The organism is Siminovitchia thermophila, assembly GCF_016909185.1.
Lineage (GTDB): Bacteria > Bacillota > Bacilli > Bacillales > Bacillaceae_C > Siminovitchia > Siminovitchia thermophila.
The window spans coordinates 1-24821 of sequence record NZ_JAFBFH010000023.1 but is presented as its reverse complement, the minus strand read 5'-3'; the positions used below and the strand labels follow the sequence as shown (position 1 = coordinate 24821).

General features: G+C 41.1%; 23 protein-coding genes and 1 pseudogene. 13 read left to right on the top strand and 11 right to left on the bottom strand.

The features are described from left to right. Positions 1 to 115: 115 nt before the first annotated feature. Positions 116 to 445: a hypothetical protein gene (locus tag JOC94_RS15050; RefSeq protein WP_077113900.1), complete on the bottom strand. Its 330-nt coding sequence runs from the start codon at positions 443 to 445 to the stop codon at positions 116 to 118. An 888-nt stretch (positions 446 to 1333) separates the two neighbouring features. Between JOC94_RS15050 and JOC94_RS22690 the strand changes: the two genes are divergently transcribed. Beyond that, complete coding sequence (locus JOC94_RS22690) at positions 1334 to 1495, top strand: hypothetical protein (protein ID WP_213089074.1); 162 nt, start codon at positions 1334 to 1336, stop codon at positions 1493 to 1495. Positions 1496 to 1816: 321 nt separating this feature from the next. Here the strand turns inward: JOC94_RS22690 and JOC94_RS15040 are convergent, their stop codons facing one another. From JOC94_RS15040 to JOC94_RS15025, 4 genes and pseudogenes are all read right to left on the bottom strand, one after another. Continuing rightward, a complete protein-coding gene (locus JOC94_RS15040) occupies positions 1817 to 2203 on the bottom strand; it encodes a DUF3887 domain-containing protein (protein WP_077113903.1) in 387 nt (128 codons plus the stop codon). Next, a complete protein-coding gene (locus JOC94_RS15035; protein ID WP_077113904.1) occupies positions 2200 to 2883 on the bottom strand; it encodes a YhfC family glutamic-type intramembrane protease in 684 nt (227 codons plus the stop codon). Before JOC94_RS15035 ends, JOC94_RS15040 begins: the two co-directional genes overlap by 4 nt. A gap of 585 nt (positions 2884 to 3468) precedes the next feature. Further along, positions 3469 to 4782 (bottom strand): GHKL domain-containing protein, encoded by a 1314-nt coding sequence (locus JOC94_RS15030; protein WP_077113905.1) that lies wholly within the window; start codon positions 4780 to 4782, stop codon positions 3469 to 3471. Beyond that, a pseudogene (locus JOC94_RS15025) lies at positions 4783 to 5518 on the bottom strand (LytTR family transcriptional regulator DNA-binding domain-containing protein). Positions 5519 to 5785: 267 nt separating this feature from the next. Here JOC94_RS15025 and JOC94_RS15020 point away from each other — a divergent pair. Beyond that, positions 5786 to 5929, top strand: coding sequence for a hypothetical protein (locus tag JOC94_RS15020; protein ID WP_171974036.1), 144 nt, complete (start codon positions 5786 to 5788; stop codon positions 5927 to 5929). Positions 5930 to 6009: 80 nt separating this feature from the next. On the opposite strand, the gene JOC94_RS15015 is transcribed toward JOC94_RS15020, so the two are convergent. The 6 genes from JOC94_RS15015 to JOC94_RS14990 form a co-directional block, all read right to left on the bottom strand. Further along, positions 6010 to 6261, bottom strand: a complete 252-nt coding sequence (locus tag JOC94_RS15015; RefSeq protein WP_139345729.1) for a hypothetical protein — start codon at positions 6259 to 6261, stop codon at positions 6010 to 6012. A 306-nt stretch (positions 6262 to 6567) separates the two neighbouring features. Then, positions 6568 to 7353, bottom strand: a complete 786-nt coding sequence (gene phnE / locus JOC94_RS15010) for a phosphonate ABC transporter, permease protein PhnE (RefSeq protein WP_077113907.1) — start codon at positions 7351 to 7353, stop codon at positions 6568 to 6570. After that, positions 7350 to 8147: a phosphonate ABC transporter, permease protein PhnE gene (gene phnE, locus JOC94_RS15005; protein ID WP_077113908.1), complete on the bottom strand. Its 798-nt coding sequence runs from the start codon at positions 8145 to 8147 to the stop codon at positions 7350 to 7352. The genes phnE (JOC94_RS15010) and phnE (JOC94_RS15005) overlap by 4 nt, the downstream gene beginning before the upstream one ends. Next, positions 8144 to 8932 carry a phosphonate ABC transporter ATP-binding protein gene (gene phnC / locus JOC94_RS15000; RefSeq protein WP_236017116.1) on the bottom strand — a complete coding sequence of 263 codons (789 nt, stop codon included), beginning with the start codon at positions 8930 to 8932 and terminating at the stop codon, positions 8144 to 8146. Before phnC ends, phnE (JOC94_RS15005) begins: the two co-directional genes overlap by 4 nt. 305 nt (positions 8933 to 9237) lie before the next feature. Continuing rightward, positions 9238 to 10188, bottom strand: a complete 951-nt coding sequence (locus tag JOC94_RS14995; protein WP_077113909.1) for a phosphate/phosphite/phosphonate ABC transporter substrate-binding protein — start codon at positions 10186 to 10188, stop codon at positions 9238 to 9240. Between the two features lie 241 nt (positions 10189 to 10429). Next, positions 10430 to 11248 carry a M55 family metallopeptidase gene (locus JOC94_RS14990; protein ID WP_077113910.1) on the bottom strand — a complete coding sequence of 273 codons (819 nt, stop codon included), beginning with the start codon at positions 11246 to 11248 and terminating at the stop codon, positions 10430 to 10432. A 149-nt stretch (positions 11249 to 11397) separates the two neighbouring features. On the opposite strand from JOC94_RS14990, the gene JOC94_RS14985 reads away from it, so the two are divergent. The 11 genes from JOC94_RS14985 (at position 11398) to JOC94_RS14935 (ending at position 24580) form a co-directional block, all read left to right on the top strand. Beyond that, positions 11398 to 12432 carry an asparaginase gene (locus JOC94_RS14985; protein ID WP_077113911.1) on the top strand — a complete coding sequence of 345 codons (1035 nt, stop codon included), beginning with the start codon at positions 11398 to 11400 and terminating at the stop codon, positions 12430 to 12432. A 15-nt stretch (positions 12433 to 12447) separates the two neighbouring features. Then, the gene (locus JOC94_RS14980; protein WP_077113912.1) at positions 12448 to 14064 is read left to right on the top strand and encodes a glutathione ABC transporter substrate-binding protein; all 1617 of its coding nucleotides are present in this window, start codon (positions 12448 to 12450) and stop codon (positions 14062 to 14064) included. Between the two features lie 442 nt (positions 14065 to 14506). Next, positions 14507 to 15427, top strand: coding sequence for a glutathione ABC transporter permease GsiC (gene gsiC, locus JOC94_RS14975; RefSeq protein WP_077113913.1), 921 nt, complete (start codon positions 14507 to 14509; stop codon positions 15425 to 15427). A gap of 56 nt (positions 15428 to 15483) precedes the next feature. Further along, positions 15484 to 16350 carry a nickel transporter permease gene (gene nikC / locus JOC94_RS14970; protein WP_077113946.1) on the top strand — a complete coding sequence of 289 codons (867 nt, stop codon included), beginning with the start codon at positions 15484 to 15486 and terminating at the stop codon, positions 16348 to 16350. An 18-nt stretch (positions 16351 to 16368) separates the two neighbouring features. Continuing rightward, positions 16369 to 17370 carry an ABC transporter ATP-binding protein gene (locus JOC94_RS14965; protein WP_077113914.1) on the top strand — a complete coding sequence of 334 codons (1002 nt, stop codon included), beginning with the start codon at positions 16369 to 16371 and terminating at the stop codon, positions 17368 to 17370. Next, on the top strand, positions 17363 to 18331 hold the full coding sequence (locus JOC94_RS14960) for an ABC transporter ATP-binding protein (protein WP_077113915.1): 969 nt from the start codon (positions 17363 to 17365) through the stop codon (positions 18329 to 18331). Before JOC94_RS14965 ends, JOC94_RS14960 begins: the two co-directional genes overlap by 8 nt. A 330-nt stretch (positions 18332 to 18661) precedes the next feature. Then, complete coding sequence (locus JOC94_RS23400) at positions 18662 to 20389, top strand: sigma 54-interacting transcriptional regulator (RefSeq protein WP_083717727.1); 1728 nt, start codon at positions 18662 to 18664, stop codon at positions 20387 to 20389. Between the two features lie 52 nt (positions 20390 to 20441). Continuing rightward, a complete protein-coding gene (locus JOC94_RS14950; protein ID WP_077113916.1) occupies positions 20442 to 21512 on the top strand; it encodes a DmpA family aminopeptidase in 1071 nt (356 codons plus the stop codon). 886 nt (positions 21513 to 22398) lie between these two features. Further along, the gene (locus tag JOC94_RS14945; RefSeq protein WP_077113917.1) at positions 22399 to 23478 is read left to right on the top strand and encodes a beta-ketoacyl synthase N-terminal-like domain-containing protein; all 1080 of its coding nucleotides are present in this window, start codon (positions 22399 to 22401) and stop codon (positions 23476 to 23478) included. 52 nt (positions 23479 to 23530) lie between these two features. After that, positions 23531 to 24277 carry a 3-oxoacyl-ACP reductase family protein gene (locus JOC94_RS14940; protein ID WP_077113918.1) on the top strand — a complete coding sequence of 249 codons (747 nt, stop codon included), beginning with the start codon at positions 23531 to 23533 and terminating at the stop codon, positions 24275 to 24277. A 42-nt stretch (positions 24278 to 24319) separates the two neighbouring features. After that, positions 24320 to 24580, top strand: coding sequence for an acyl carrier protein (locus JOC94_RS14935; protein ID WP_077113919.1), 261 nt, complete (start codon positions 24320 to 24322; stop codon positions 24578 to 24580). The last annotated feature ends 241 nt before the right edge of the window (positions 24581 to 24821 follow it).

Here is a 24821-nt window from a genome sequence, read left to right as displayed (position 1 = left end):
TATTCCAGCCCTCCTAATGTTTATGTTTTTACAACAGAAATGGACTGCAAAACACTGAGTTATTCGAGAATCCCATTCGTCACACTGTAACATCGCGGGAGTCTCGAATTCCCCTTCACTTTTTGGATAAGTCCTCGACTTCCTTATAATTTTTTATAAAAGTATCCTCATAGTATGGATGTTTTTCCGTCCTGCATCTGTCAAAAGCTTCAACTGGATTTTTACCATCAAGCTTTGGCACATGCTTAAAATCCCTCAGAATCTCAAAAAGGCACAGTTCACACAAGCTGAATTCCAGTAAGTCACCATCAAAAGGACTGCTATAGCCAAAATACGCATGAAAATCGTGAAACAGATTGCCTGTAAAATCAATGTCCTCGGGTTCACACTCATGATAACGACCACACCTATTACAGAAAAAACTAGTTTTTATTTTTGGTTTCATTTCCCCGCCCCTTTCATTTCATGACAAAACTTCCAGACTTCTATCCTTTTATATTGTCTGGATGGGTCGCCAACGGACCCAAGTAATTCAGTCTCAAAAGCCCAGCCATTAGCCGAACGCGCATAATCCTTCAGAACGGTACAAAATATATCGTTCCAGTTTTTTAGGTATAAAGCCAATGTTTCACATATTTATTCAACACCTATTTTACCAAATCAACTGACCGTCCATCTCCTTTTGCTCATCCGCTGTAAGCAATCTTTTTCTGTAAATGCCGACTGCCCCCAGTTGTACACGATGGCATCAACATAACAAGCGGGATCCATCTCTTTATATTTATCTATTCGCCATATCGAATTGATTGTTTGCATTGTCACCCACTGTTAAGCCCGGATGATCAAAACAATCTTTGCTTTTTTGTACATCTTTTTTTCGTGATAAATGAGTCTTTGTGTATGTCACTTTTACATTTTCCCGCATAACCTTTAACCAATCTTTTCACTTCATGACGTTGCGTTAAACGCTGAAACGATTGATTTCCCTTTATCTTCATTAAGATAACATAAATTCCGCCCAAAATGAAAAAGTTTCTGGCCAAGTTTTTGCAAGCAAAAAAATGTCTTCTAGGTAAAATTTTTTCATTGCCGCCTCTGAAAAAGCTTTCCTCTCCCGCACTCGTATACATGGTCATTCAGACGAGAGAAAGACAAATAAAAAACAGGCATTTGGGGTTCACTAATTGCTCTTGCACTCATTATTGGCGCAGTCGTATGGTATTTTAACACCGCTTCCACTGCCCCCCAATTGTTAGACACATCTAAGAATTGGAGGGTGCAGTTTATCTAGGGAAAAACTCTTGAAGAGTATTAATCCAACAATACCGGAGGAATGGAAAGGGTTGTAAAAGTATATAGCACGAATGCGAGATCATTGAACAGCATGAAGGAAAAAATGGATATCCAGGATACGGAATATGGAAGTAAAGTACTGTTTGATTTAGATGGAAAATGGTTCGTCATCTATGCAACGGTTGTGACGGAAGAAAAATAGTTTAATCAAACATTTGATTATTGAAGAAGTAATCCGTGCATACAGACTTCATCATAAGCCTCTTTCAGCTAATCAAACATTTGATTAAAACAACTTGAATTACTAAGAGGGAACTGCATTTCTCAACTTTTTTGAACTGGCTGAAAGTGTGAAATCCATGGAACAACTCCTTTTGTAAAAGTTCTTAAAACAAAAAAAGGGCATCCAACGATATTTTGGCGCCCCCCTCTGGTCATTTCGTCTATTTTATGTCAAATCCGGTGAGAAACTAGATTTCAAAGCTCTTTCATTTAGACATTTCGTCCATTTACCCTTCTCTGCTTATTTAACAAATAACCCCGCCACTTCTTCTTTATCATTAAAAGTGATGGTGAAAGTGCGTTTGTCCTTACTATATTTGGCAACGAAAATAACGATATATAAGCCGTCCTTTTCTTCAACTGAAGATTTATCAATTTTTTCAAAAGTGCCGGATTGCTCGATAATCGGAGTCAGCTCCTCCATTTGATCTTCCGGTAGCTTTTCCTTCATTGTTTCGTCAAACATGGCGCGTACTTCTTTATATTTGGCTTCATTAATTAATGAGACGACTTCTTCAGCCTTCGCCACGTACTTCTCCGCAGTCGCATCGTCAACTTTGTTGCCCCCACAGGCAACAAGCGCAAGCATGACAACAACACTCAACATAGTGAATAACATTCTCTTCATGTTAAAACTCCCTTTCTTTTAATCCATATACTATAAGAGAAAAGAGCCAACGCAATCATCGCCAGCGTAACTTCCAATACAATCATTACACTCTCTTTCGGCACATATAATGGTAAAATTCCAACTAATGAATCTACTAGACCATGGATGAAAATAGCCAGTACGACATAAAGAAATTTCTTATGCACAACTCCCTGCAACACCATAATCGAAAGCCCTATATGCAATAATATCGCAAAGAAACGCTCAATGCCGCCAAGAAAAAAAGCTTCATTGTAGGCAAGAGCAGTTGGTGAAAACAATAAGGTTAATGCTTGGATCCCTACAAATATGACTGCTTCAATACCGCCATGCCCCGCACCAAATAAAAACCCGGATTTCCAATCACGCTGCACCATAAAAAAACGCATCGCGATAAAACGAGCAAGTCCTTCCACAATCCCGGCCGATAAACCAATGACTATGGCAAATAGAACAGGCTGCGTGGCACTAAACATGGAAAAGGCTATACTATTTTCCCCCAAGTATTTCAGGATCGGAACACGAAATAAAACTTGAGATACAACAAATGCCAATACACCTAACAAAAACGGAATATATCGTTTCCGATAAAACGCGTACACAAGCGCAACAAGCGGCAACCCCACGCTTATGGCCGCGGCAAAAATAACGCCAGCCATAACAAATCACTCCCTTATAAAAGGGTATAATAACAGCCGGATAAAGTATGCAGCTTTATCATATTCGGTTCATTTTTCATCATAATTGGTCATAAAAAATAGGTAGACTCCTGCGGGAATAGCCCGAGCTGAAGATCCCGAGGAAAGCGACCTTTGCTTTCCGAGGAAGCTGAAGAAACCTGCGAAAAGCGAAATATGTTGACGTACGTAGCGATGATAGGGATTTTTTTACACAAATGGGACTGGACATAAGTTGAAAGCTGATTGATCGTGAGAATAAAATTGCGTGAAATCAAGGTTTTTAAACTTGATTTCACGCGGTTTGTTTCATTATGACCGTTAAAAAATCACTCACAAAGGAAGATAGAATAATTTACAAAGCGAAAACCGGAACATTCGCACTGTTTATGGATTTCCACACATAAAGATGGCACATTGTTATGGAATGAGATTAGTTGCCTATTTTTCATCAAAAAGGGAAAGGCGACGATTGATTTTCCAAAATCCATTGCTTTAGATAAGAGCTTCTGCCTGTACCGAGGCAGAACTTTTTCACGATATGGTTAGGAAATAAAGCCCTTTCCCCTACTTTTTCACTATAAAAGTTTGCACAAAATATGGGGCATGAAAAGTCGTCTCTAACGTCACATTTGCTGTTTTATCAATCAAACGCTTTAACGAAAATAACCCATATCCCCGGTTCCCTTCTTTGCTGGAATAGCGTTTCTCATATATTTTCTGCAAATCTACCGCCTCGTCCCGGCAACTATTACGGACAATAAAATATTGGCGATCCTCTTTTTCAAAAAAGGCCAGTTGCAACACTTTTTCCTCGCTTTGAACCGCTTCTTCAATCGCATTATCCACTAAAATAGAAAGGGCGCGAATAAAAGCAACTTTGGGCATAGCAATCTCTTCAACCGTCTGAGGAATATCGACCATCACTTTTACTTGTTGTTGCTGGGCGGCGATCAATTTTACGCTCAACACGCTTTTCACTTCTGGAATAGCGACGCGCGATAACTTCACAATATCCAACTCGCGATTATTCATCAGCTTGGAAGTCGGAGCGATCACATCATGATAAACCTGCTCAATTTGCTTGATATCTTTCGAGCGCACGCCCGCATCCAGTGCCAATAATACATTCATATAATCATGGCGAAAACTGGCCAATTCTTCATGCAACAGCTCCAGCTTCCCCACATAATCGAGCAATTCTTTGTCTAAACGTTCCTGTTGTTCTTCCAACATTCTTTCTTTTGACAAATGCGAGCTGATCAATATGATTAATAGCAACACAAAAAATAAAATGAATGCCGCAATATAGCTTACTTGTCCATATTGTTGATGTAAGGCGGCCAATAAATTGGTGGATGGCACCGTCAAAATCAGCTCCACGATGAGTCCGGCAATAAGAAGCATATAGGTTACATAATAAAGAGGGCTATCCACCATAAATTGTGCAAGCTTTTGAATCTGCTTACGCCACAGGACAATGCCAATGAAAATGACGATCGAACTGAGGAGATGGATGATGCTAGACGTCCATAAATACAAATTAAATGGCGTTAACATAAACAGCTTCATGCCCAGCTCCATCAACACCATTTTCGCCAATGTGATAACGACGATACTCATTAATGCAAAGTAAAGATTTTGGATAAATGTTAAGTCGTCCTTCAATAAACCCAAACTTAACAGAAACAGCAGCAACATAATCAAATTAAATTCCGGATAACCCGTTGTCTGCACAACAATCCCAAGCAAAATCGTAAAGACAATGCTAACAGTGATCACCATTGTATAGGACAGGCGGTTATAGCGGATTAACCAAATGTACAATAACACATGGCTAATACCAATCAGCACGATCGCGGCAATATCATACACATACATTTACAGCTCACCCTTTAACAGTTGGCGCACTTTGCGGACTAAACGGCGCGACACCGGGATACGTTTGCCGCTTTTTAAAACGATCATCTTCTGCGTTGCGTCATAAGAGGACATCTGCACTGTATTCACAATATAAGATTGATGACAGCGAAACAAACGGTTGTCCAGTGTTTCCATCTCTTTTAACGCCCCATAAAAATAAACCAAACAGTCCGTCGTGACCAAGGCTAAACGATGCGGCCCATCTGTCATGATATATTCTACTGTGGCAAACGGCACACGTACCGTTGCCCGGGCGTTTTCAACAATAAAATCATCAGCCGGCATATCAGCCATATTGCGGGCCTTATAATGAAGAAGACATTGTTCAAACATGCGGAAGCGCTCATCATAAGGCAATCCTTTATCAATAAACGTTAAAGCAGACACCATATATTGATAAGAGATCGGCGCAAATTCGGAATGCGTTGTGACAAATACAATAATGCCTTGGGGCATCATATTCGCGAATCTCTTGCGCGACTTGCAAACCTTTGCGCTCCTCACTTTTAATTTCAATATCTAAAAAATAGATCGGCACAAAAGTCGTCAGCGGTATTTTTTCGATAATATCCGCACTTTTACTCGTCACTTCTATAAAATCATGCGGCAACTGATGTTTCTCGCAAATTTCCTCCACCAGCCGCTTTAGATGCTGCGCTTGAATCACATCATCTTCCAAAATAAAAATACTCAATGCCATCACTCGCTTTAAGGCAGTCTCTCAATAGCATAGCACGGATTTGCCCAATCGTTGAAGCATACTCGCCAATTGTTTTCTTGTCTAAAACTAAACCGGATGGAATACGTTTGCTGTTAAGCGCAGACATTCGCTGAGACCTGGACTTGGCTTAACAGCACCGAAAAGCAATCTGATTGTAAAAAAACAGCCCAAGAAAAATTTAAATTCTATTGCCGTAATGAACCGAGAAACATTGATGATTTTTAAAAGGGAGGAATCACTTTGGACAAGACTGCCTTTTCACACGTCCATTTTCTAAAAATGGCTATTCATACAGTCGGCGCCGCAACAAAAAACAGGAAGCTTATCTTAGAACAAGTTGCTGCAAAGACACGCCATCTGCTCAAAAGAAAAAATAGCATGTAGAGAACAATATCTGCTTTCTCCACAAGCTAATGATTCCTTCTACGTTCATTCGACCGGATTTACTGATCCATCCATCAGTCTCACAAATGCCCCATAAAACTAATCGCTGTTTCAACCCCCTTCTCCGTAAAACTGATAAGACCTGCTAAAGATACCCTTTTTGTCATATGGGCAATTTCCTGCTTGTTCACGAAACGAATGTTCAACTTTGGAGCTATCGAAGGAACGAATAAACATCCAAGCGCCCTTCCATCTTTTCCAAGAAGCAGTGAAACAACGGCAGTCCTTTTCATTGCGAAATCGGACATTTTAGCCGAATTAAAAACCATCAATTGATATGAGTCCAAGGCCAAAATAAACACAAGCCCTGTTGTTTAAGTCGTTTGACGTGAAAATGAAACGACTCTTGTACAACAACTTTGCTCATATCCAAAATGTGGGATATTGTCGACTTTTCCGTAAGTTATTGATCGCATGAATAACGTTTGAACAAGGAACTGACAACATTCATTCATCCGGTCGACACTTCAGTCGAACACTCTTCGTTTCGGATAGCCCTTCGCACCCGGACCATTCTCCCCCACGCCTTGCAGCCCCAAGCTGCTGGCAGGCCTGGAGCTGAATCTATTTTTATATTATCAGGTAAAGCGACCTCTAATTTTACCAGATAAAAGATCAACCAGGGTAACCATCACGATGATCCCCAGCAAAATAATGCCTACCCGCTCCCAATCGCGAACACTTAAAGCGAAAATAAGCGGTGTGCCAATGCCGCCTGCCCCAATGACTCCTAATACTGAAGCGGCCCGCATATTTACTTCCAACCGATACATGACAAAAGAAAAATAGTTTGGCAACACTTGCGGAACAACCGCAAACATAAACGTTTTAACCGGATTTGCCCCCGTTGCGATTAACGCTTCCCTTGCGCTCAAGTCCACATTTTCAATGCTTTCGGAAATCAGCTTCCCCAACATGCCAACTGCGCCAATCCCTAAAGCCAGTACACCAGCGAAAGCCCCGGGCCCCACCGCTTTAATAAATAGTAAAGCAAGAACGATATCGGGAAAAACACGAATGAAACTTAGTATAAACTTGTTTGTTCCCACTAATGTTTTGCTTTTTGTAATATTGTTGGATGCCATAAACGCAAAAGGAATGCTGAGAATTCCCGCGATAAATGTTCCAAGAACCGCAATGGCAACGGTGTCCAACAATCCGCGAAGTAAATCTTCACCACCAGGATCGTACACATACGCCCAATCAGGCGAAAATAAACCCGCCATAATGGCCGAGACGATTTCCATAGAGGTTTCCTTTAGTTCGATGGCGGGTAATCCGGCAAAGGCCCATACATATATGGCAAGTATCACCAATCCGATGAAAAAACGGCGAATATAAACGATATTGTTGCGCTGCGTCATGTTAGTTTCTCCCTTATCCCCATACTGCAGTAATCAATTATAAGGACAACGATTAATGTATATACAATGACGGATGATGTTTGCCCATATTGAAAAAATCCAAGTGTTTTTTCATAATATAATCCGATTCCCCCCGCACCAACCAATCCTAATACAGCCGCCGCCCGAATGTTGATTTCAAATGCATATAAGAAAAACGAAATAAACGAAGACATAACTTGCGGCACGACACCAAATACGATCCATTTGATTTTATTGGCGCCGACCGCTGTCATCGCTTCCATTGGTCCTGGATCAATCGATTCAATCGACTCATAAAATAACTTTGTAATGATCCCCAAAGAAAATAACATTAACGCAAAAATCCCGGGAATGGGCCCAATACCGAAAATAGCCACAAATAGTGCTGCCAATAGTAATTCGGGAAGTGTTCGGATCAGATTTAATATCAAACGGGCCGGAACAGTCACCCACCGTGAAAAAAAGATATTTCTTGCCGCCAACATCGCTAATGGGAAAGCCACTAATCCTCCCAATGTTGTACCCACAACAGCCATCCTGATTGTTTCCAGCATCGGCGCGGTCACCTCGGAAAAATACGCCCAGTCCGGGGGCACCAACTGAACAACTAACTCCCACATATTGGGAAGGCCATCCATTAATTCGGAAAAAGAAAAACCAATCTGCCATCCGCTTGCCAGCACAATCGCCATCACGAGTATACCTGTCATGAGCGGCTTCGTTTTCGTTGGCGGAAGAGATGCGTCTTGCTCTAAAACATATGCTTTTTTCATTCGGCGACCCTCATCTTCGCATGTTTCTTGTCTTCTTTCGTATAGATTTGTTCAAATACTTCATCAGTCGCTTCGGATACAGCCCCATCAAATACAACTTCCCCATCACGCAATCCGATAATGCGCGTCGCATATTCCTTCGCTAATTCGACCGAATGTAAATTAACGACCATCGTTATATGCAGTTCTTGATTAATGCGGGCCAGATCATCCATTACTTGTCTCGTTGTTAACGGATCTAAAGAAGCCACTGGTTCATCCGCTAAAATAATGTTTGCTTCTTGAGCTAAGGCGCGGGCAATCGAAACCCTTTGTTGCTGACCTCCTGAAAGTTGATCCGCCCGTACATAGGCTTTTTCTCGTAAACCAACACGTTCCAACGCTTCTAACGCCAGTTCTTTGTCTCGATTCGGAAACAAGCCTAACACCATTCGCAAGGTAGAATGATAACCCACTCGCCCAGACAACACATTTCGCATAACAGATGATCGGCGAACAAGATTGAAGTTTTGAAATATCATGCCAATATCCCGGCGAATTTCATAAAGCTCTTTTCCTTTTGCGCGAGTAATCGACTTTTGATTAACAATGATCTCTCCTTCCGTAATCATATGCAGTCGATTGATCGACCGTAATAACGTTGATTTTCCCGCACCAGACAAACCAACGATCACTACAAATTCCCCTTTATCAATATGTAAATGAATATCTTTTAAACCACGCGCTCCATTTGGGTATATTTTAGAAACATGTTTAAATTCAATCAAAATATTCCCTACCTTCATCATCATAAAGTGAAACTTCATTCAGTAGGCGTTTTCTTCCATCTCCTACTGAATGTTAGTTGAACGAATCGGGCATTTAGGTGCGTTTTCTCCCACTTGGACCTTTTGTATCAACTCAGGTCTTGATGTGGTGTATATGGCACCTTACATGCGAGATAAAAGGGAAATTGGCGGCCCAACCGTTTCCTGCCGGCCTTCATTTCCCTTTATCATGCTTTTTCTCCTATATGTAGTTACGAGACAGACTTGGCATTCCCTGTTTGGTAGATAGGTTTTCTCTCCTATGTAGTTACGAGACAGTCTCCTTATTTAACTTCTTTACTCACCTTTTCTTCATATTCTCTTACAATATCAAAATTACTATCTTGTGATTCCACATATCCTTCATGGGAGTAAATATCACGAATGATCTCTTGTCCTTCCTTATCTTTTCCAATTTCAATAAAGGCTTGTGTGATTTTTTCTTTCATTTCATCACTAATGTCTGGCCGGACCGTAACCGTATCGTTCGGAATCGGTTCTGTAAATTCGATTACCTTTGTATCATCAAAAACTGTCTTATAATCATCAACGACTACATTCCGGGCATCTTGGAATGTAACAGCCGCGTCAACATCCCCATTGAGGAGAGAAATAATCGCTTGGTCATGGCCTTTTAATGTAACTGCTTCAACATCTTCCAAAGGATGAATGCCCGCTTCCATCAAGGTGGCTGCCGGCCACACAAACCCCGCAGAGGACGTAACGTTTTGATAGCCAATTTTCTTTCCTTTTAAATCTTCTACAGAGTCAATATCAGAATCTTTTTTGACGATAAAAATAGACTTATAGGAATCAACCAATTCTTCTGTTGGTGACCCATCATCATTTACCCCATAGCGCTGTGCTTGCAAGATAACATCTGCAGCACCTTGTTCTTTAGCGAGTACATATGCTGTAGGAGGCAAGAAACCAACATCTACTTGCTTCGATTTCATGGCTTCTACAATCGTGTTATAGTCGGTAGAAACGCTTACTTTTACTGGAATTTCCAGCTGATCACTCAATAACTTTTCCAGCGGCTTTGCTTTCGCTTCTAATGTATCTGCATTTTGCGATGGAACGAACTGTACAGACAACTCTTCTATTTCTTCGCCTTCGCCATCTTTGGCCGCTTCGCCATCTGTTTTTTTCGATCCCTCATCACCACTGCATGCCGATAACACCGCCAGGGACATGATTAATAAAATGAAACACGCTTGCAACCATTTCTTCATAAAAAAATGACCCCCATCATGCGTAATTTTTATAGTGAACATTCCATCACTACCGGTTTTTGCATACGCTGCATAAAATGCTATATGCTGTTGAGACTATAATGGTTAATCTTTCCATTCCCTCCTAATATATCTAGTGATTGTTGATTCCACTTTAAATGATTGTAAATTTATTGTGTATTTTTATTAATGTAAGTTTTTAGTGAAATGTTCCAGAGAACAAACTGAGAATTAATTGTGATTAGCCAACAGCACTTGCTATCGCGATTAAACTGCGAATGTACCGAAAAGCAGTGATAAAATCATCGGTCCGGAAACAGTGGGTTTTGGGGCTTATTCTCTTTACAATCGGTAAAATCGCGGCGGCATCCGCCAGCCCTGTATGAAGATAAGTGATCTCCACTTCAAAAGGACCTTTCATTACAACCGGTTTTATTTGGGCAATATTAGAAATGGACGAAATAGTTTGTTCTTTTATGAGGTTGCGGGCATTTTTCGGGCTTAAATGCCTTGCTGATAGCTCGTTAATAGTCCGCTTGACGATTGCTGTCTCAATCCCCGGAATAAAGTCTTTAGCTTCATCAGCAGTATGTTGACATCCAGTAACAAGAACAACTGGCACACCAAAATGTCCAGCGATTCCTGCGCTTATTGCGATTTCTCCCATATCTTTTTGATTGATTTTAATATTTTCAATCACCCCTCCATGAAAAGTATGATTCAATACTCCCTTGCTCCCCATTTTAGAATGGTAACCTAAAAGAATAGCCGCATCATAGTGAAAACCGATCCCTTCCATCATTGCGAGCGGCTTGGGAGAGCCGGTGATATAATCAGCCGCCGGATGGATCACTTCAGGGATTACATTCCGCATGGATCCATGTGAATCATTGACTACTATCTCTTTAGCTCCACAAGTTAAGACTCCTTCGATGCATGCGTTTACTTCTTCAGTCATCAGCAACCTTGCCCGCTCATGCTCCTGGCCATTGCGCGCAGTATGCTCGCGATGGACAACCCCTGCCACTCCCTCCATATCAGCCGATATAAAAACCTTCATTCTAATCCCCCTAATAAAACCTATTTAAGTATATTCCCTTCACATAACAACAACCCCTTCCCTAAATAGGTTGAAATAGGTTTTTAATTGTATTACAATATGACAAATGATTGCAAAAAATTTAAAAATTTACAAAAGGAGGTTGTACTTTGCAACCTATCAAACTAGTAGATGTATACCGCGGTGAAAATTTGGAAAGTTCCCACTTCGGCCATGTCGCCGTTGTGAACTCGGAAGGAGAACTGCTCTATTCAGTGGGTGATCCTCACCGGGTAACATATGCCCGTTCTTCCGTTAAGCCTCTACAAGCGATACCGATCGTAGAAACAGGGGCCGCAGATCAATACGAAATGACTGATCAAGAGCTATCGTTGTGTTGTGCTTCCCATAGCGGGGAATCCCAACATACTGATCGGGTACTTTCCATGTTGAAGCGGGTTGGAGTTGAGGTATCTTCTTTACAATGCGGCACACATATCCCCCATGCGCACGATACATATAAAAATCTCATTTCTTCAGGAAAAGATCTTACTCCTTTGTACAACAATTGTTCCGGTAAGCACGCAGGGATGCTCATAACGGCTATACACCATCATGAAACGCTAGAAGATTATTATTTGCCTACCCACCCTGTCCAACAAAGAATCATACAAGTCATTTCCGAGGTCACTGATTATCCAATGGAAAAAATCAAAACGGGAGTTGATGGATGCGGGGTGCCAGTCCATGCTTTGCCCTTGGAACGATTGGCTTATGGCTTCGCCAGAATGGCTCATCCCCATTCTTTAGGAAGTAAAAGGGCTGAAGCAGTAAAGCGAATTACAGCGGCTATGATAAAGCACCCCGAAATGGTCGGCGGAACAGGCCGTTTCTGCACACAACTTATGAGAACCGCCAAAGGACGCCTATTGGGAAAAGCAGGAGCAGAAGCTGTTTACCTAATAGGTGATAAAGAAACTGGAATGGGTATTGCGATCAAAATAGAAGACGGAAATGGGCGTGCAGTCTATCCAGCAGTATTAGAGACATTAAGACAACTCGGCATGATGAGTCAAGATCAACTCCACCATTTACAACATCACTACCGTCCCGCTTTAAAAAATGCCAGAAATGAACATGTAGGTGAGCTTATTCCATCCTTTACGTTACAAAAGTGCAAAAGCACTATTGTAAATAAAAAATAGCAAGGGGGAAAAAACATGTTTCAAAGACGATTTTTTACTGCTTTTTTAACGATTTTCGTTGCGTTAAACCTTGTGCTTGCAGGATGTTCCGGCCAATCTAGTTCAAATGCGGATCAAAAAAGCAAAACAAACAAGAACCCCGAAGAACAACCAATTGCCAAGAAAGAAGGAAATTCCATTGTCATCGCCGTCAAAGATAATCTCATCAGCATGGATCCACATGACACAAATGACACATTATCCGGATCTATTCAATCGACCATGTTGGAAGGACTTGTCGGTTTTGACAAAGACATGAACATGATTCCTGTATTAGCAGAAAGTTATGAGGCGAGCGATGATGCCAAAGTCTTTACCTTTACATTACGAAAAGGTGTCACATTTCATGATGGTACTCCCTTTAACGCCGAAGCGGTGAAAGTCAATATTGACCGTGTTGCCAATCCGGATAACAAGTTAAAGCGCTATAGCATGTTTGAACTTGTAGAAAAAACGGAAGTAATAGATGAATACACAGTCAGCGTTACTCTAAAAGAACCTTTTGGCGCCATGCTCAATCATTTTGCCCATCCCGCAGGAAGAATCATAAGTCCTGCCGCTATTGAAAAGTATGGAAAAGACGTTGCTATGAACCCTGTTGGAACGGGACCTTTCAAGTTTGTTGAATGGAATCAAAGTGATCACTTAGCAGTTGAAAAAAACCCAGACTATTGGGAAGAAGGCTTGCCAATAGTGGACGGGATAAAATTTAAGCCAGTGCCAGAAAGTGGTGCGCGTGTAGCCATGTTGCAGACTGGAGAGGCTGACTTTATTTACCCCATCCCCACTGAACAAGCCGAATCCATCAATGGCACTGACGGCATTATTGTTGAAAATAGCCCCTCTATTGTAGCCCGCTATATGTCAATGAATACGACAAAAAAGCCCTTTAATGATATAAAAGTTCGCCAAGCGATTAATTACGCAATTAACAAAGAGGCATTTTTAAAGGTTGTTTACCGAGGATATGGAAGTGAGATGGATTCAGTCATTCCTGCCGGACTGCAATTTTATTCTAAACAAACACCCTATCCTTATGACCCAGAGAAGGCGAAGCAATTGTTACAAGAGGCAGGTTATGAAAGCGGATTCAAAACGACGGTATGGGGAGGAAACAACTCTGATGCCATTAAGGCCATGGAGTTCATCCAGCAACAATTAGGTGAAATTGGGATCGAAGTAAATGTTGTACCCATGGAGGCAGGAACGTTATCCGACAAAATTTGGTCCGTTCAAGAGGCAAAGGATGCCGAAGTTGAGCTCTTCTATGGAGGTTGGTCCTCTTCCACAGGGGATGCAGATTGGGGAATTCGTCCATTGTTGGCGGGAGATGCAATCCCCCCTAAATCTTACAATGTAGCATATTACGAAAACGAAAAAGTGGATCAACTAATTAATGAAGCCCTGCAGACAGCAGACCCGGAAAAGCGAAAAGCGGCTTATGCAAAAATGCAGGAGCTGATTTGGGAAGACGCACCTTGGGCATTTCTAATGGTTGAGGACACGATGGCAGGCAAGAAGAACTATTTAGAAGGTGTTTATCTACTTCCTGACGGTTCTATGAATGCCAGAGAAGCTGAAATCAAAAGATAAAACATGGACTGGAGGCTGGGACACAACTAAATTAGCTGATGAAAAAACAAACAATAAAGTGAAACTTCATTCAAGGAATGCTTTTCTCCTTGAATGTTAGTTGAACCAATCGGGCATTTAGGTGCCGTTTCTCCCACTTAGACCTTTTGTATTCAATCAAGATTTTGATGTGGGAGTCTTACGGCACCTTACATGCCGGATCAATTGCCCCAGTGTAAAATACGCAAGCTTTTAGCGTAGTCAAAATAGGTAGATTCCTGCGGGAATAGCTCGAGCTGAAGATCCCGCAGAAAGCGACCTTTGGTTTCCGAGGAATCTGAAAAGACCTGCGGAAAGCGAAATATGTTGACGTAGCGATGTTTGGGATTTTTTTAACACAAATAATATGTATTTGCTTATGTCCCAGCCCCTAATCAAATGACGCTCGGGAAGGAGGAGAACGATGTTTCTCTATATTGTGAGACGGTTATTCGGGATCATACCGACACTCATGATCGTAACTATCTTTATTTTTATGTTTGTTCATTTAATTCCTGGAGATCCGGCACGATTGATCGCGGGTCCGGATGCCAGTTACCAAGATATTGAACTAGTTCGGCAGGAATTAGGCTTGGACAAACCGATCGTGACCCAGTATCTAACCTATATGAGCAACTTATTGCAAGGAGATTTGGGCACATCCATGAAAACCAAACGTCCTGTTTTTGATGAAATTGCCGATAGATTTATGCCCACATTCTGGTTAACGATTTGGAGTATGGCGTGGGCTATTATATTTGGTCTATTGATTGGTGTTGTCTCTGCCACCAAACGAAACAAATGGCAAGATTATGCAGGTATGTTTGGGGCGGTTTCGGGGATTTCTCTCCCCTCTTTTTGGCTGGGCTTGATGTTCATTCAATTATTTTCAGTGAAATTGGGGTGGTTCCCAACGGAAGGCATTGATTCTTGGAAAAGCTATATCTTGCCATCTGTCACTTTAGGGGCCGGAGTAGCGGCTGTTATTGCCCGTTTTACACGTTCTTCATTAATGGACACTTTAAGGGAAGATTACATTCGTACAGGCCGGGCCAAAGGCTTAAAAGAAAGTATTGTCGTATGGAAGCACGCCCTGAAAAATGCAATGATTCCTGTTGTGACGATGACTGGTTTGCAATTCGGATTTTTATTGGGAGGCTCTATAGTAGTTGAAACTGTATTTAGTTGGCCCGGATTGGGACGTTTACTGATAGACTCCGTTTCATTCCGTGACTATCCGGTTATTCAAGCAGAAATGCTGCTTTTTGCATTGGAGTTTATGTTAATCAATCTGCTTGTTGATATCTTATATGGAATCATGAATCCACAAATACGTTATGAATAGCGGGAGGGATAAATGAAATGGAACATGGAGCTGTCACTGTTTCAACGGAAGAACAGATGGCGCAACAGAATAATGAAAAGATTCGGACCCCGTTTATGGCGTTTTGGCGGAAGTTTAAAAAACAGCGATTGGCTATGATAGCCGGAGGCTTTATTGTTTTACTATTTGTTATTGCTCTTATCGGCCCTGTTATCGCCCCTTATTCATCAACAGAACCCGACTATGAAAATATTTTGAGTTCCCCATCATTCAAACATTTGGCAGGAACAGATGCGTTTGGCAGAGATATTTTTAGCCGGATTATTGAAGGAACGAGAATTTCTCTTTTTGTCGGATTAAGTTCTGTCTTCGTCGGAGCTGTCATTGGAACTGTTCTTGGTCTCGTTAGTGGATTTTATGGTGGCTGGATAGATAGTATCATCATGCGGTTTTGCGATGTTTTATTTGCTTTTCCGGGTATTTTGCTGGCCATTGGCATTATTGCCATTTTGGGACCGGGTCTTGAGAATGTGATTATCGCCGTCGCTATTTTTGGCATCCCGACTTTCGCAAGGATTGTTCGGAGCAGTACCCTGTCTATTAAAGAGACGGTTTATGTAGAATCAGCAAGATCCATTGGAGCACCAGCCAGACGGATTATTTGGAAACATATTTTCCCAGGAACAGTATCTAGTATTATTGTTTACTTTACAATGCGAATTGGAACATCCATTTTAACTGCCGCCAGCCTTAGCTTTTTAGGTTTGGGCGCTCAGCCGCCATCACCAGAATGGGGCGCCATGCTCAGTTCCGGGAGAGACTTTTTGAACACTGCCCCCCATGTTACTTTCTTTCCGGGGTTCGCGATCTTCATTACCGTACTTGCCTTCAACTTATTAGGTGATGGATTGCGAGATGCCCTGGATCCCAAAATGAAAGATTAAGAGACGGGAAGTGATGAGATGAACAGGAAGCTATTAGAAATTACAAACTTAAAGACCTTCTTTTTCGTGGATGATCGCCAAATTCCCGCGGTAAACGGTGTCGACCTCTATATAAACGAAGGTGAAACTTTGGGAATTGTTGGTGAATCAGGTTGTGGCAAAAGTGTCACCTCCCTCTCCGTCATGAGGCTGCTCTCTCATACGCCGGGAAAAATCGTGGGCGGTACAATACGGTTTAAGGGAAAAAACCTTTTGTCTTTGTCTGAAAATGAAATGAGACAGATTCGCGGCAACGAAATGGCGATGATTTTTCAAGAACCGATGACTTCATTGAATCCAGTCTATAAAATTGGCGAACAAATCGGCGAAGCGGTAAAACTGCACTTAAAATACGACAAAAAAAAGACGAGAGAACATGTGATTAACATGTTAAAACAAGTAGGAATACCTCGCGCAGAAGAAATCATTCATGAATTTCCGCACCAGCTATCGGGTGGGATGAGACAAAGAGCGATGATTGCGATGGCCATGTCTTGCAATCCAACCCTATTAATTGCGGACGAACCAACCACTGCTCTCGATGTAACGATTCAAGCCCAAATTCTGGAATTAATGAAGAAATTGAAAAAAGAAAAACGGACTGCCATTATGTTGATTACGCATGATTTAGGTATCGTAGCTGAAATGTGTGACCGCGTTGTGGTCATGTATGCCGGACAAGTTGTAGAAGAGGCTGATGTAATAGAATTATTTGAAAATCCCAAACATCCCTATACAAAAGGATTGCTTAACTCGATTCCAACATTAGGCCAAAAAGCAGACCGGCTGGAATCTATCCCTGGTAATGTCCCTACTCCCGCCAATATGCCCAAGGGCTGTAAATTTTCTCCACGCTGCACGAAAGTGATGGATGTTTGTAAAGAGCAAAATCCAGAATTACTGCCCATCTCCACAAGACATCGCTGCCGCTGTTTTCTCTATGAAAATGTCACTGCAAAGGAGGAAAAAATAATTGGCTGAGCTTTTGGTGAGAGCAAAAAATTTAAAAAAATACTTTCCTCTTAAAAAAGGACTGGTTCACCGAAAAAATTCATATGTCCGTGCGGTCGATGGCGTATCACTTTCTATAAAAAAAGGAGAAACATTGGGGCTGGTTGGGGAAAGTGGCTGCGGCAAATCGACAACAGGCAGAATGGTCATGAGATTATTGGCGCCAACAGAAGGAGAAATTTGGTTTGATGGAAGAGATATCAGCCGTTTAAATGACAAACAATTGCGGAGTACAAGAAAAGAGTTGCAGATGATTTTTCAAGACCCTTATGCCTCTTTAAATCCGCGAATGAAAATTGGAGACCTTATTGCCGAGCCATTAATTGTTCATAAGATAATGACTAAAAAAGAAAGAGATAAACGCGTACATGAATTATTGGAGTATGTTGGCCTCAATTCCTATCACGCCAACCGTTATGCCCACGAATTCAGCGGCGGGCAAAGACAAAGAATAGGAATTGCGCGCGCAATCGCTGTCAATCCCAAGCTGATCGTCGCAGATGAACCCGTTTCAGCCCTGGACGTTTCCATTCAATCTCAAGTGCTAAACCTCATGCAAGACTTACAAAAAGAATTTGGGTTGACGTATCTCTTTATTTCGCATGATCTAAGTGTCGTTGAGCATATTAGTGACCGAGTTGGTGTCATGTATCTTGGAAAAATTGTTGAGATGGCCGATAAAGAGTCTTTATATATGAACCCTTTACATCCATATACGAAAGCCTTACTATCCGCAGTGCCTATTGCGAATCCGCGGATCAAAAGAGAGCGGATTATTTTACAAGGAGATATTCCAAGCCCATCCAATCCACCAACAGGTTGCACATTTCATCCGCGCTGCAATGCATGCATGGAAATTTGTAAAACTGTCATTCCTGAATTGAAAGAAATAGAGCCTGGTCACTTTTCTGCCTGTCATTTATATAAATGATAAAATGAAACTTCATTCAGTGGAATGCTTTTTACACGGAATGTTAGTTGAACCAATCGGGCCATTTAGCTGCCGTTTTCTCCCACTTAGACCTTTTGTTTCAACTCAATTCTTAAAGTGGGAGTCTTACGGCACCTTACATGCGGGATAAAGTGAAACTTCATTCAAGGAGTGCTTTTCTCCTTGAATGTTAGTTGAACCAATCGGGCATTTAGGTGCCGTCAACTCACACTTAGACCTTTTATTTCAACTCAATTCCTAAAGTGGGAGTCTTACGGCACCTTACATGCGGGATATACTGGATGTGATTGACAAAGGAGTGAAAAGAAAGTGGCGGAAAAGATACTGACAATCATTTCAATTCAAGATGAATATTTGGATATGATTGCAAAGCAAATGACAGAAATCGCTGGAGATTTAATAAAGATTCGCCCCATTTCTATTAAATACCTCGCAAGAGAAACGATTTCCAAAGAAGAAACGATTTTATTGGGATCTAAATTTATATTACCGCTTGTGCGGCCTTTTTTACCAAAAGAAGTAAAATATATCATTGCCGAACGTGGATTTAACTACGTGAATATGGCAAGATTGCTTTCTGCCACGAAAGGAAAAAATATTCTTGTCGTAAATGATACAAAGCAAAACACCGAAGAGACGGTTCAAGCTCTTAAAAAAGTCGTTTTTGAACATAACTATTATGCCTATAATCCAGATACCGGGATTCCGTTAGATATCGACTTTGTCATTACTCCCGGAGAAATGCAACTTGTTCCAGAAGGGCTTTTTGAAGTAATAGACATCGGCTACCGTGTGCTGGCCTTGGAAACAGTCTTTGAAGTCGTGAAAGAAATTAGATTAGATTGCTCCCAATTTTTTTTGACGAATCGTTATATGAAATCTTTAGTGGCATTGGCAAATGAAAACCAATCAAATATTGAATCCACTTATTTTCGTAAATGGGCAAGAAATACAATCGAAAAAAACGCCAAATATTTTCTTGATGACATGATTGCAAATAGTCAAGCAATGAAAGATGTTTTGTATATCGCAAAAAGAATTTCCAAGATGAATGACCCTGTACATATTTTTGGAGAAACTGGTACAGGAAAAAGTGTGCTGGCTCAGTCTATTCATAACGACTCCTTTAACAAGGAAGGACCTTATCTAAATATTAATTGTTCGGCATGGCCAAAGGAATTATTAGAAAGAGAATTGTTCGGTATTGAAGCAAACGGGCAGACTACCCCAGGGTTGTTTGAATTGGCAAACGGCGGAACATTGTGCATTGAAGAAATAGATGAACTCTCTATTTCAATGCAAGGGAGACTTCTTCAAGTAATAGAAGAAGGGCAAGTGATTAGAATGGGAGGGCATCACCCTGTCCCCGTACGAGTAAGAATGATTACAACTAGTAATATAGATCTTTCATTGTTAGTGGATCAAGATAGCTTTCGTAAAGATTTATTCTATCAGTTGTCGGTTTTAACGTGTAAAATGCCAACTTTGTCAGAGCGGGAAGAAGATTTTGAGTCGCTCATTGAAACATATCTTCATTCTCATTTACATCGGGAAGACTTAATCATTCCCCAAAATATGATTGAACTTTTAAAGCAGTATTCATGGCCGGGAAATGTAAGAGAACTGTTTAACGCTTTATCCTACATGGCCTGTCTGGAAGAAAAAGAATTGACGTTAGAATCGTTGCCATTTTACATAAAAGGCAGGCTTCTAAATAACTCAACAGAAGAAATGAGCGAAAGTGATGTAAATGAGCTGATTAAAAGGATAGAAGAACATGGTTTTTTGGGAGAAAGTCTCGCAATTCTTAACATCTTCGCCAAAGGTAAGAAACAATGCGCTTCTTTTGGGCGCGCTATCGTTAGAAAAAAACTGCGGGAGCAAGGTATCATCCTTTCCGAACAACAGTTGCGATTACGATTGGAAGTGCTGAATCAATTGCATTTATTAAATGTTCGCCAGGGACGTTCCGGAACTACTATCTCAAGAAAAGGGGAACGTTTCTTGAAAAAGATGGCTAAGCAAAAAAGTTTTTAGCGAATAGCAGTTGGCGGTTGAAAATGGCTAAAAATGGTGGAGGTATAGATAAATGACGAGAGTTCGATTGAGAGATTTAGGCATAACCATAGGAAGATACAAAACAGGTACGCACAATTCCATTACAGATATACCAGGAGTGATGGTTGGCCATGTCACTCTTTCCGACAAGAAAGAAAATGGTTGTACAGTCCAAACAGGAGTATCTGCCATTTTGCCTCATCCTGATAATGTATTCCGAGAAAAGGTTTTAGGCGGCGCTTATGTCATTAATGGGTTTGGAAAGACAGTAGGGACGATCCAATTGCAAGAGCTGGGCCTTATAGAAAGTCCTATCCTCTTAACGAATACTTTTTCAGTACCGGCAGTCTCGGAAGGAACCCTTCGGCATCTCCTTCATCAAAATCCACAAATTGGCGATACAACAGGCACCGTGAATGTGATCGTGGGAGAATGCAATGATGGGTATTTAAATGACATTCGCGGACTCCATGTCAAGCCCCACCATGCCCGCCAAGCGATTCTATCCGCTAAATCGGGAGTGATTGAAGAAGGATGCGTGGGAGCGGGAACAGGCATGTCTTGTTTGGGGTTCAAAGGTGGTGTGGGAACAAGTTCCAGAGTCGCCTCCTTTGGAACGGAACAATTTACTGTAGGAGCATTTGTGGTTAGTAATTTTGGATTGAAAAAAGATCTTCGTCCCCCAAGGGGTGATTGGACAAGTTGCTCCGAACAGGAAGAAAAAATGCCAGACGGATCCATTATGATCATTCTGGCAACAAATGCCCCCCTCAATGAAAGACAATTAAGCCGCTTAGCAAAGCGCGCTTCTTTTGGACTTTCCAGAACGGGCTCTTATGCTGCTCACGGGAGCGGAGATATTGTCATTGCTTTCTCCACTGCCCATCGTATTCCTCATGAGTCGCCCCCTCACCCAAAAAGGATACCCTTTACATTTTTGAGAGAAGACGGCGATACTATTTCTCGATTGTTTGAAATGACTGTAGATACGGTGGAAGAGTCCATTTGGAATTCTCTTTGTAAAGCGACCACTACAGAAGGAATTCATGGACGAGTCCGGGAGGCGATACCTTATGATATGTTATTGGGTGGTACTTCTTAAAAAGGTCTTTTTCAAAAAGCAAGGCCATTAAAAATAAGAAAAAAGATCGATACATTTTGTCCATATGGCACTCCATGGCTTGGATGTGATTTATAAATAATGTCCGGGGTGCTGTATCTCATTTGGAATGAGCCTGCGCCTGATGATTCTAAATAGCTCAGCAACCTTTAAGCCACTTAATGAGCAATGAATGTCTCCAATTGCAGAGCAACAAAGGTCTAAGCCTTTTATGTCTGGACATGTATTGTTGATCATACACCGGATACATTTCTTCTTTTGCCGAATCCTGTATCTTTTTAGCATTGATCTTCAGGGCGGTGATGATGACCGTATCGAATCTTCAACCTTGCGGAAAACCGCAAGTGAAAATACCTCATTGAGTGAGCAAATCGGGGGATTTACTATGACAAAAGCGCTCCCCGGCATGCCGCACTGAGTACTCCCCTAAACAGTATGCCTCACCTACAGCTCGTGAAATGAAGGCCAAAAGAAAGCCTTGCTCCGTCCCAATATCGTGTAAGGCCTGGATGGTGCAGGCTTTTTATATCCCTCTTGCAAATCTCTCCATCTAGCATTTTGGAAACCATATTATTCCAATAACGTGAAACAAAACTACTAAAAAGGCAGTAAAAAACGGTCATTTTCCATTTAGATTTTTCCTAACGTAAATTCCCTTACGGAAAGCCGCAATAAGGATTGCGGTGAAATCTGAAAGCAGTGCGTTATAATTTAATAAAGAGTAAGAAATAGGAAATAAGGGGTGAAATCGGAAAAAAATTGTAGAATTTAGGTGCTGTAAAAGCAGTAAATGAAACGAAGGACACCATCCATTAGTCCTATCTGGCTTGTGAAAAAGCAAAACTACATGAAAAGGAGGGGGTTATTTATGAGTATCGTCATTACGGGCATGGGTGCAGTCACACATTTGGGCATTGGTCAACAGTTGCTGCGCGAGGCTATCGTCCATCATAAAGATCCCATACCTGACAGCTGGATTTCAGAAGAACTGCAACTCGCATTGACTGGGTTTCGGGTCGATGATGAACAATACAAAGAATTACTGTCACCCTATAAGACTAGAAATATGGACCGCTTCGCCAAGTTAACTATCGCCGCTGTTCACAATGGTCTCTGTGATGCAAAATTGACAGAGAAAGAAGATTTGGAAACATCTGGTTTTATCATGAGCACCACTTTTGGACCTTGGGAATCGACAAATCGTTACACAAAGCAATTAATTCAAGACGGCCCATCGAATGCAAGTCCAAGGTTATTCCCCAATACCGTGTTAAATTCTGCACAAGGCCATGTCTGTATTTCCTTTAACATAAAAGGACCTACCTCAACCCTCACAGGCTTATCTGCGATCCCTTATGCAATGAGTCTCTTAAAAAAAGGACAGGCAGAAAGAGTTATTGTAGCCGGAGCTGATGAATTGAATGAAAATATGGTCGAGGCTTATTGCCATCTCGGCAGTTCTATTCGTTTCGGTGAAGGCGTTGGGGTACTCGTGCTCGAAACATTAGAAAGCGCACAAAATAGGAATGCGATTATTTATGGTGAAATTGGTGAATATGCACTTGGATGTGAGCCATCTTTACACCTTTGGTTTGAAGATATCGATCCGAATAGTACGATTATGCTTGATTTACTTAAACAGATTCCCCTTGACGAACATGTCGATGAGTTGATCGTCGTTAAAACCTCGAACGGTTCGGAAAAGGTCGAAAAATTAGAAGAAACAATATTTCAGACGTTAAACGATACATATTCAAATATAGAATGGCATTGCCCCAAAGAAAAATTGGGAGAAACATTTGGTGCTTCTAGCATTTTACATACAATTAGCGCGGTTCACCTTCTAAATAGAAATACAAATGCGAAAGAAGCGTTGGTGTTAAACAATGAAATTGGTGGAAACCATATGGCACTTCAAATAAAAAAATGGAATGACTCATATAGTTGAAAGTTAAACCATTTGATGAGACTAAGAAGAGTTGAACAACTAAAGGAGCTAAATGATGAGCACAAATGAAAAGGTTGCTATTGTAACGGGGGCTTCCAGGGGTATTGGAAGAGCGATATCAGTTGCACTTGCAAAAGAGGGCTATAAAGTCGTTGTTAACTATAATCGCAGTTTGGAAGATGCTGAAAAAACGGTAGAGATCATTCAAGAAAACGGAGGAGAAGCAATTCTTCATCAAGGTAGCGTCACTGATCCTGAAAAAATGAAGGAAATGGTTGATACTACTGTCAATCAACTTGGAACGGTTGATGTTTTAGTCAATAACGCGGGAATTTTAATTCCTAAATATTTAATGATGACAAAACCTGAAGAGTGGAATGCCACGATTGATACAAATTTAACAGGTACATATTACGGGATAAAAGCTGTATTACGTCCAATGATTGAAAAAAAGCAGGGAAGAATTATTAATATTAGTTCTGTTGCAAGTATTAGCGGGATTTCAGGACAAGCCGCTTACGCGGCAAGTAAATCAGGAATAAACGGAATGACGAAGGTGTTGGCAAAAGAGTTGGCCCCTTTTAATATTCTCGTCAATTCCATTGCCCCGGGATTTATCGAAACGGATATGACAGGAGATTTTCCAGATCGTATGTTAGAGGAATATCGTGACTCCATTCCACTAAAAAGATTTGGACAACCAACAGAAATTGCTGATTTTGCTTCCTTTTTAGCGTCTGAAAAAGCAAATTATATAACTGGTCAAGTCTTTGCGATTGACGGAGGCCTATCTGTCTAAATATGATTTTGACATTTTGCACAAAAATGGAGGGAATAAAAAATGAGTGAAAAAACATTAGAATACCGCGTAAAAGAATGCATTATTGACCGTTTAGATTTAGAAGTGACACCCGAGGAAATTATCGATAGTGAACCATTATTTAATGAAGGATTAGGACTCGATTCCTTAGATTCATTAGAACTCGTAATTGCTATTGGAAAAGAATTTGATGTCACAATTGGTGACGATGAATATGAAGTGTTAAATACGATTGAAACAATCTGTCATTTTATTCGCGAAAAAAATAGTCAGCTAGTCTAATTAGATAAAGTGAAACTTCATTCAGTAGGAACTCCTACTGAATGTTAGTTGAACCAATCGGGCATTTAGGTGCCGTTTTCTCACACTTAGACCTTTTGTGTCAAATCAGGTCTTGAAGTGGGAGTCTTACGGCACCTTACATGCGGGATAAAGTGAAACTTCATTCAGTAGGAACTCCTACTGAATGTTAGTTGAACCAATCGGGCATTTAGGTGCCGTTTTCTCACACTTAGACCTTTTG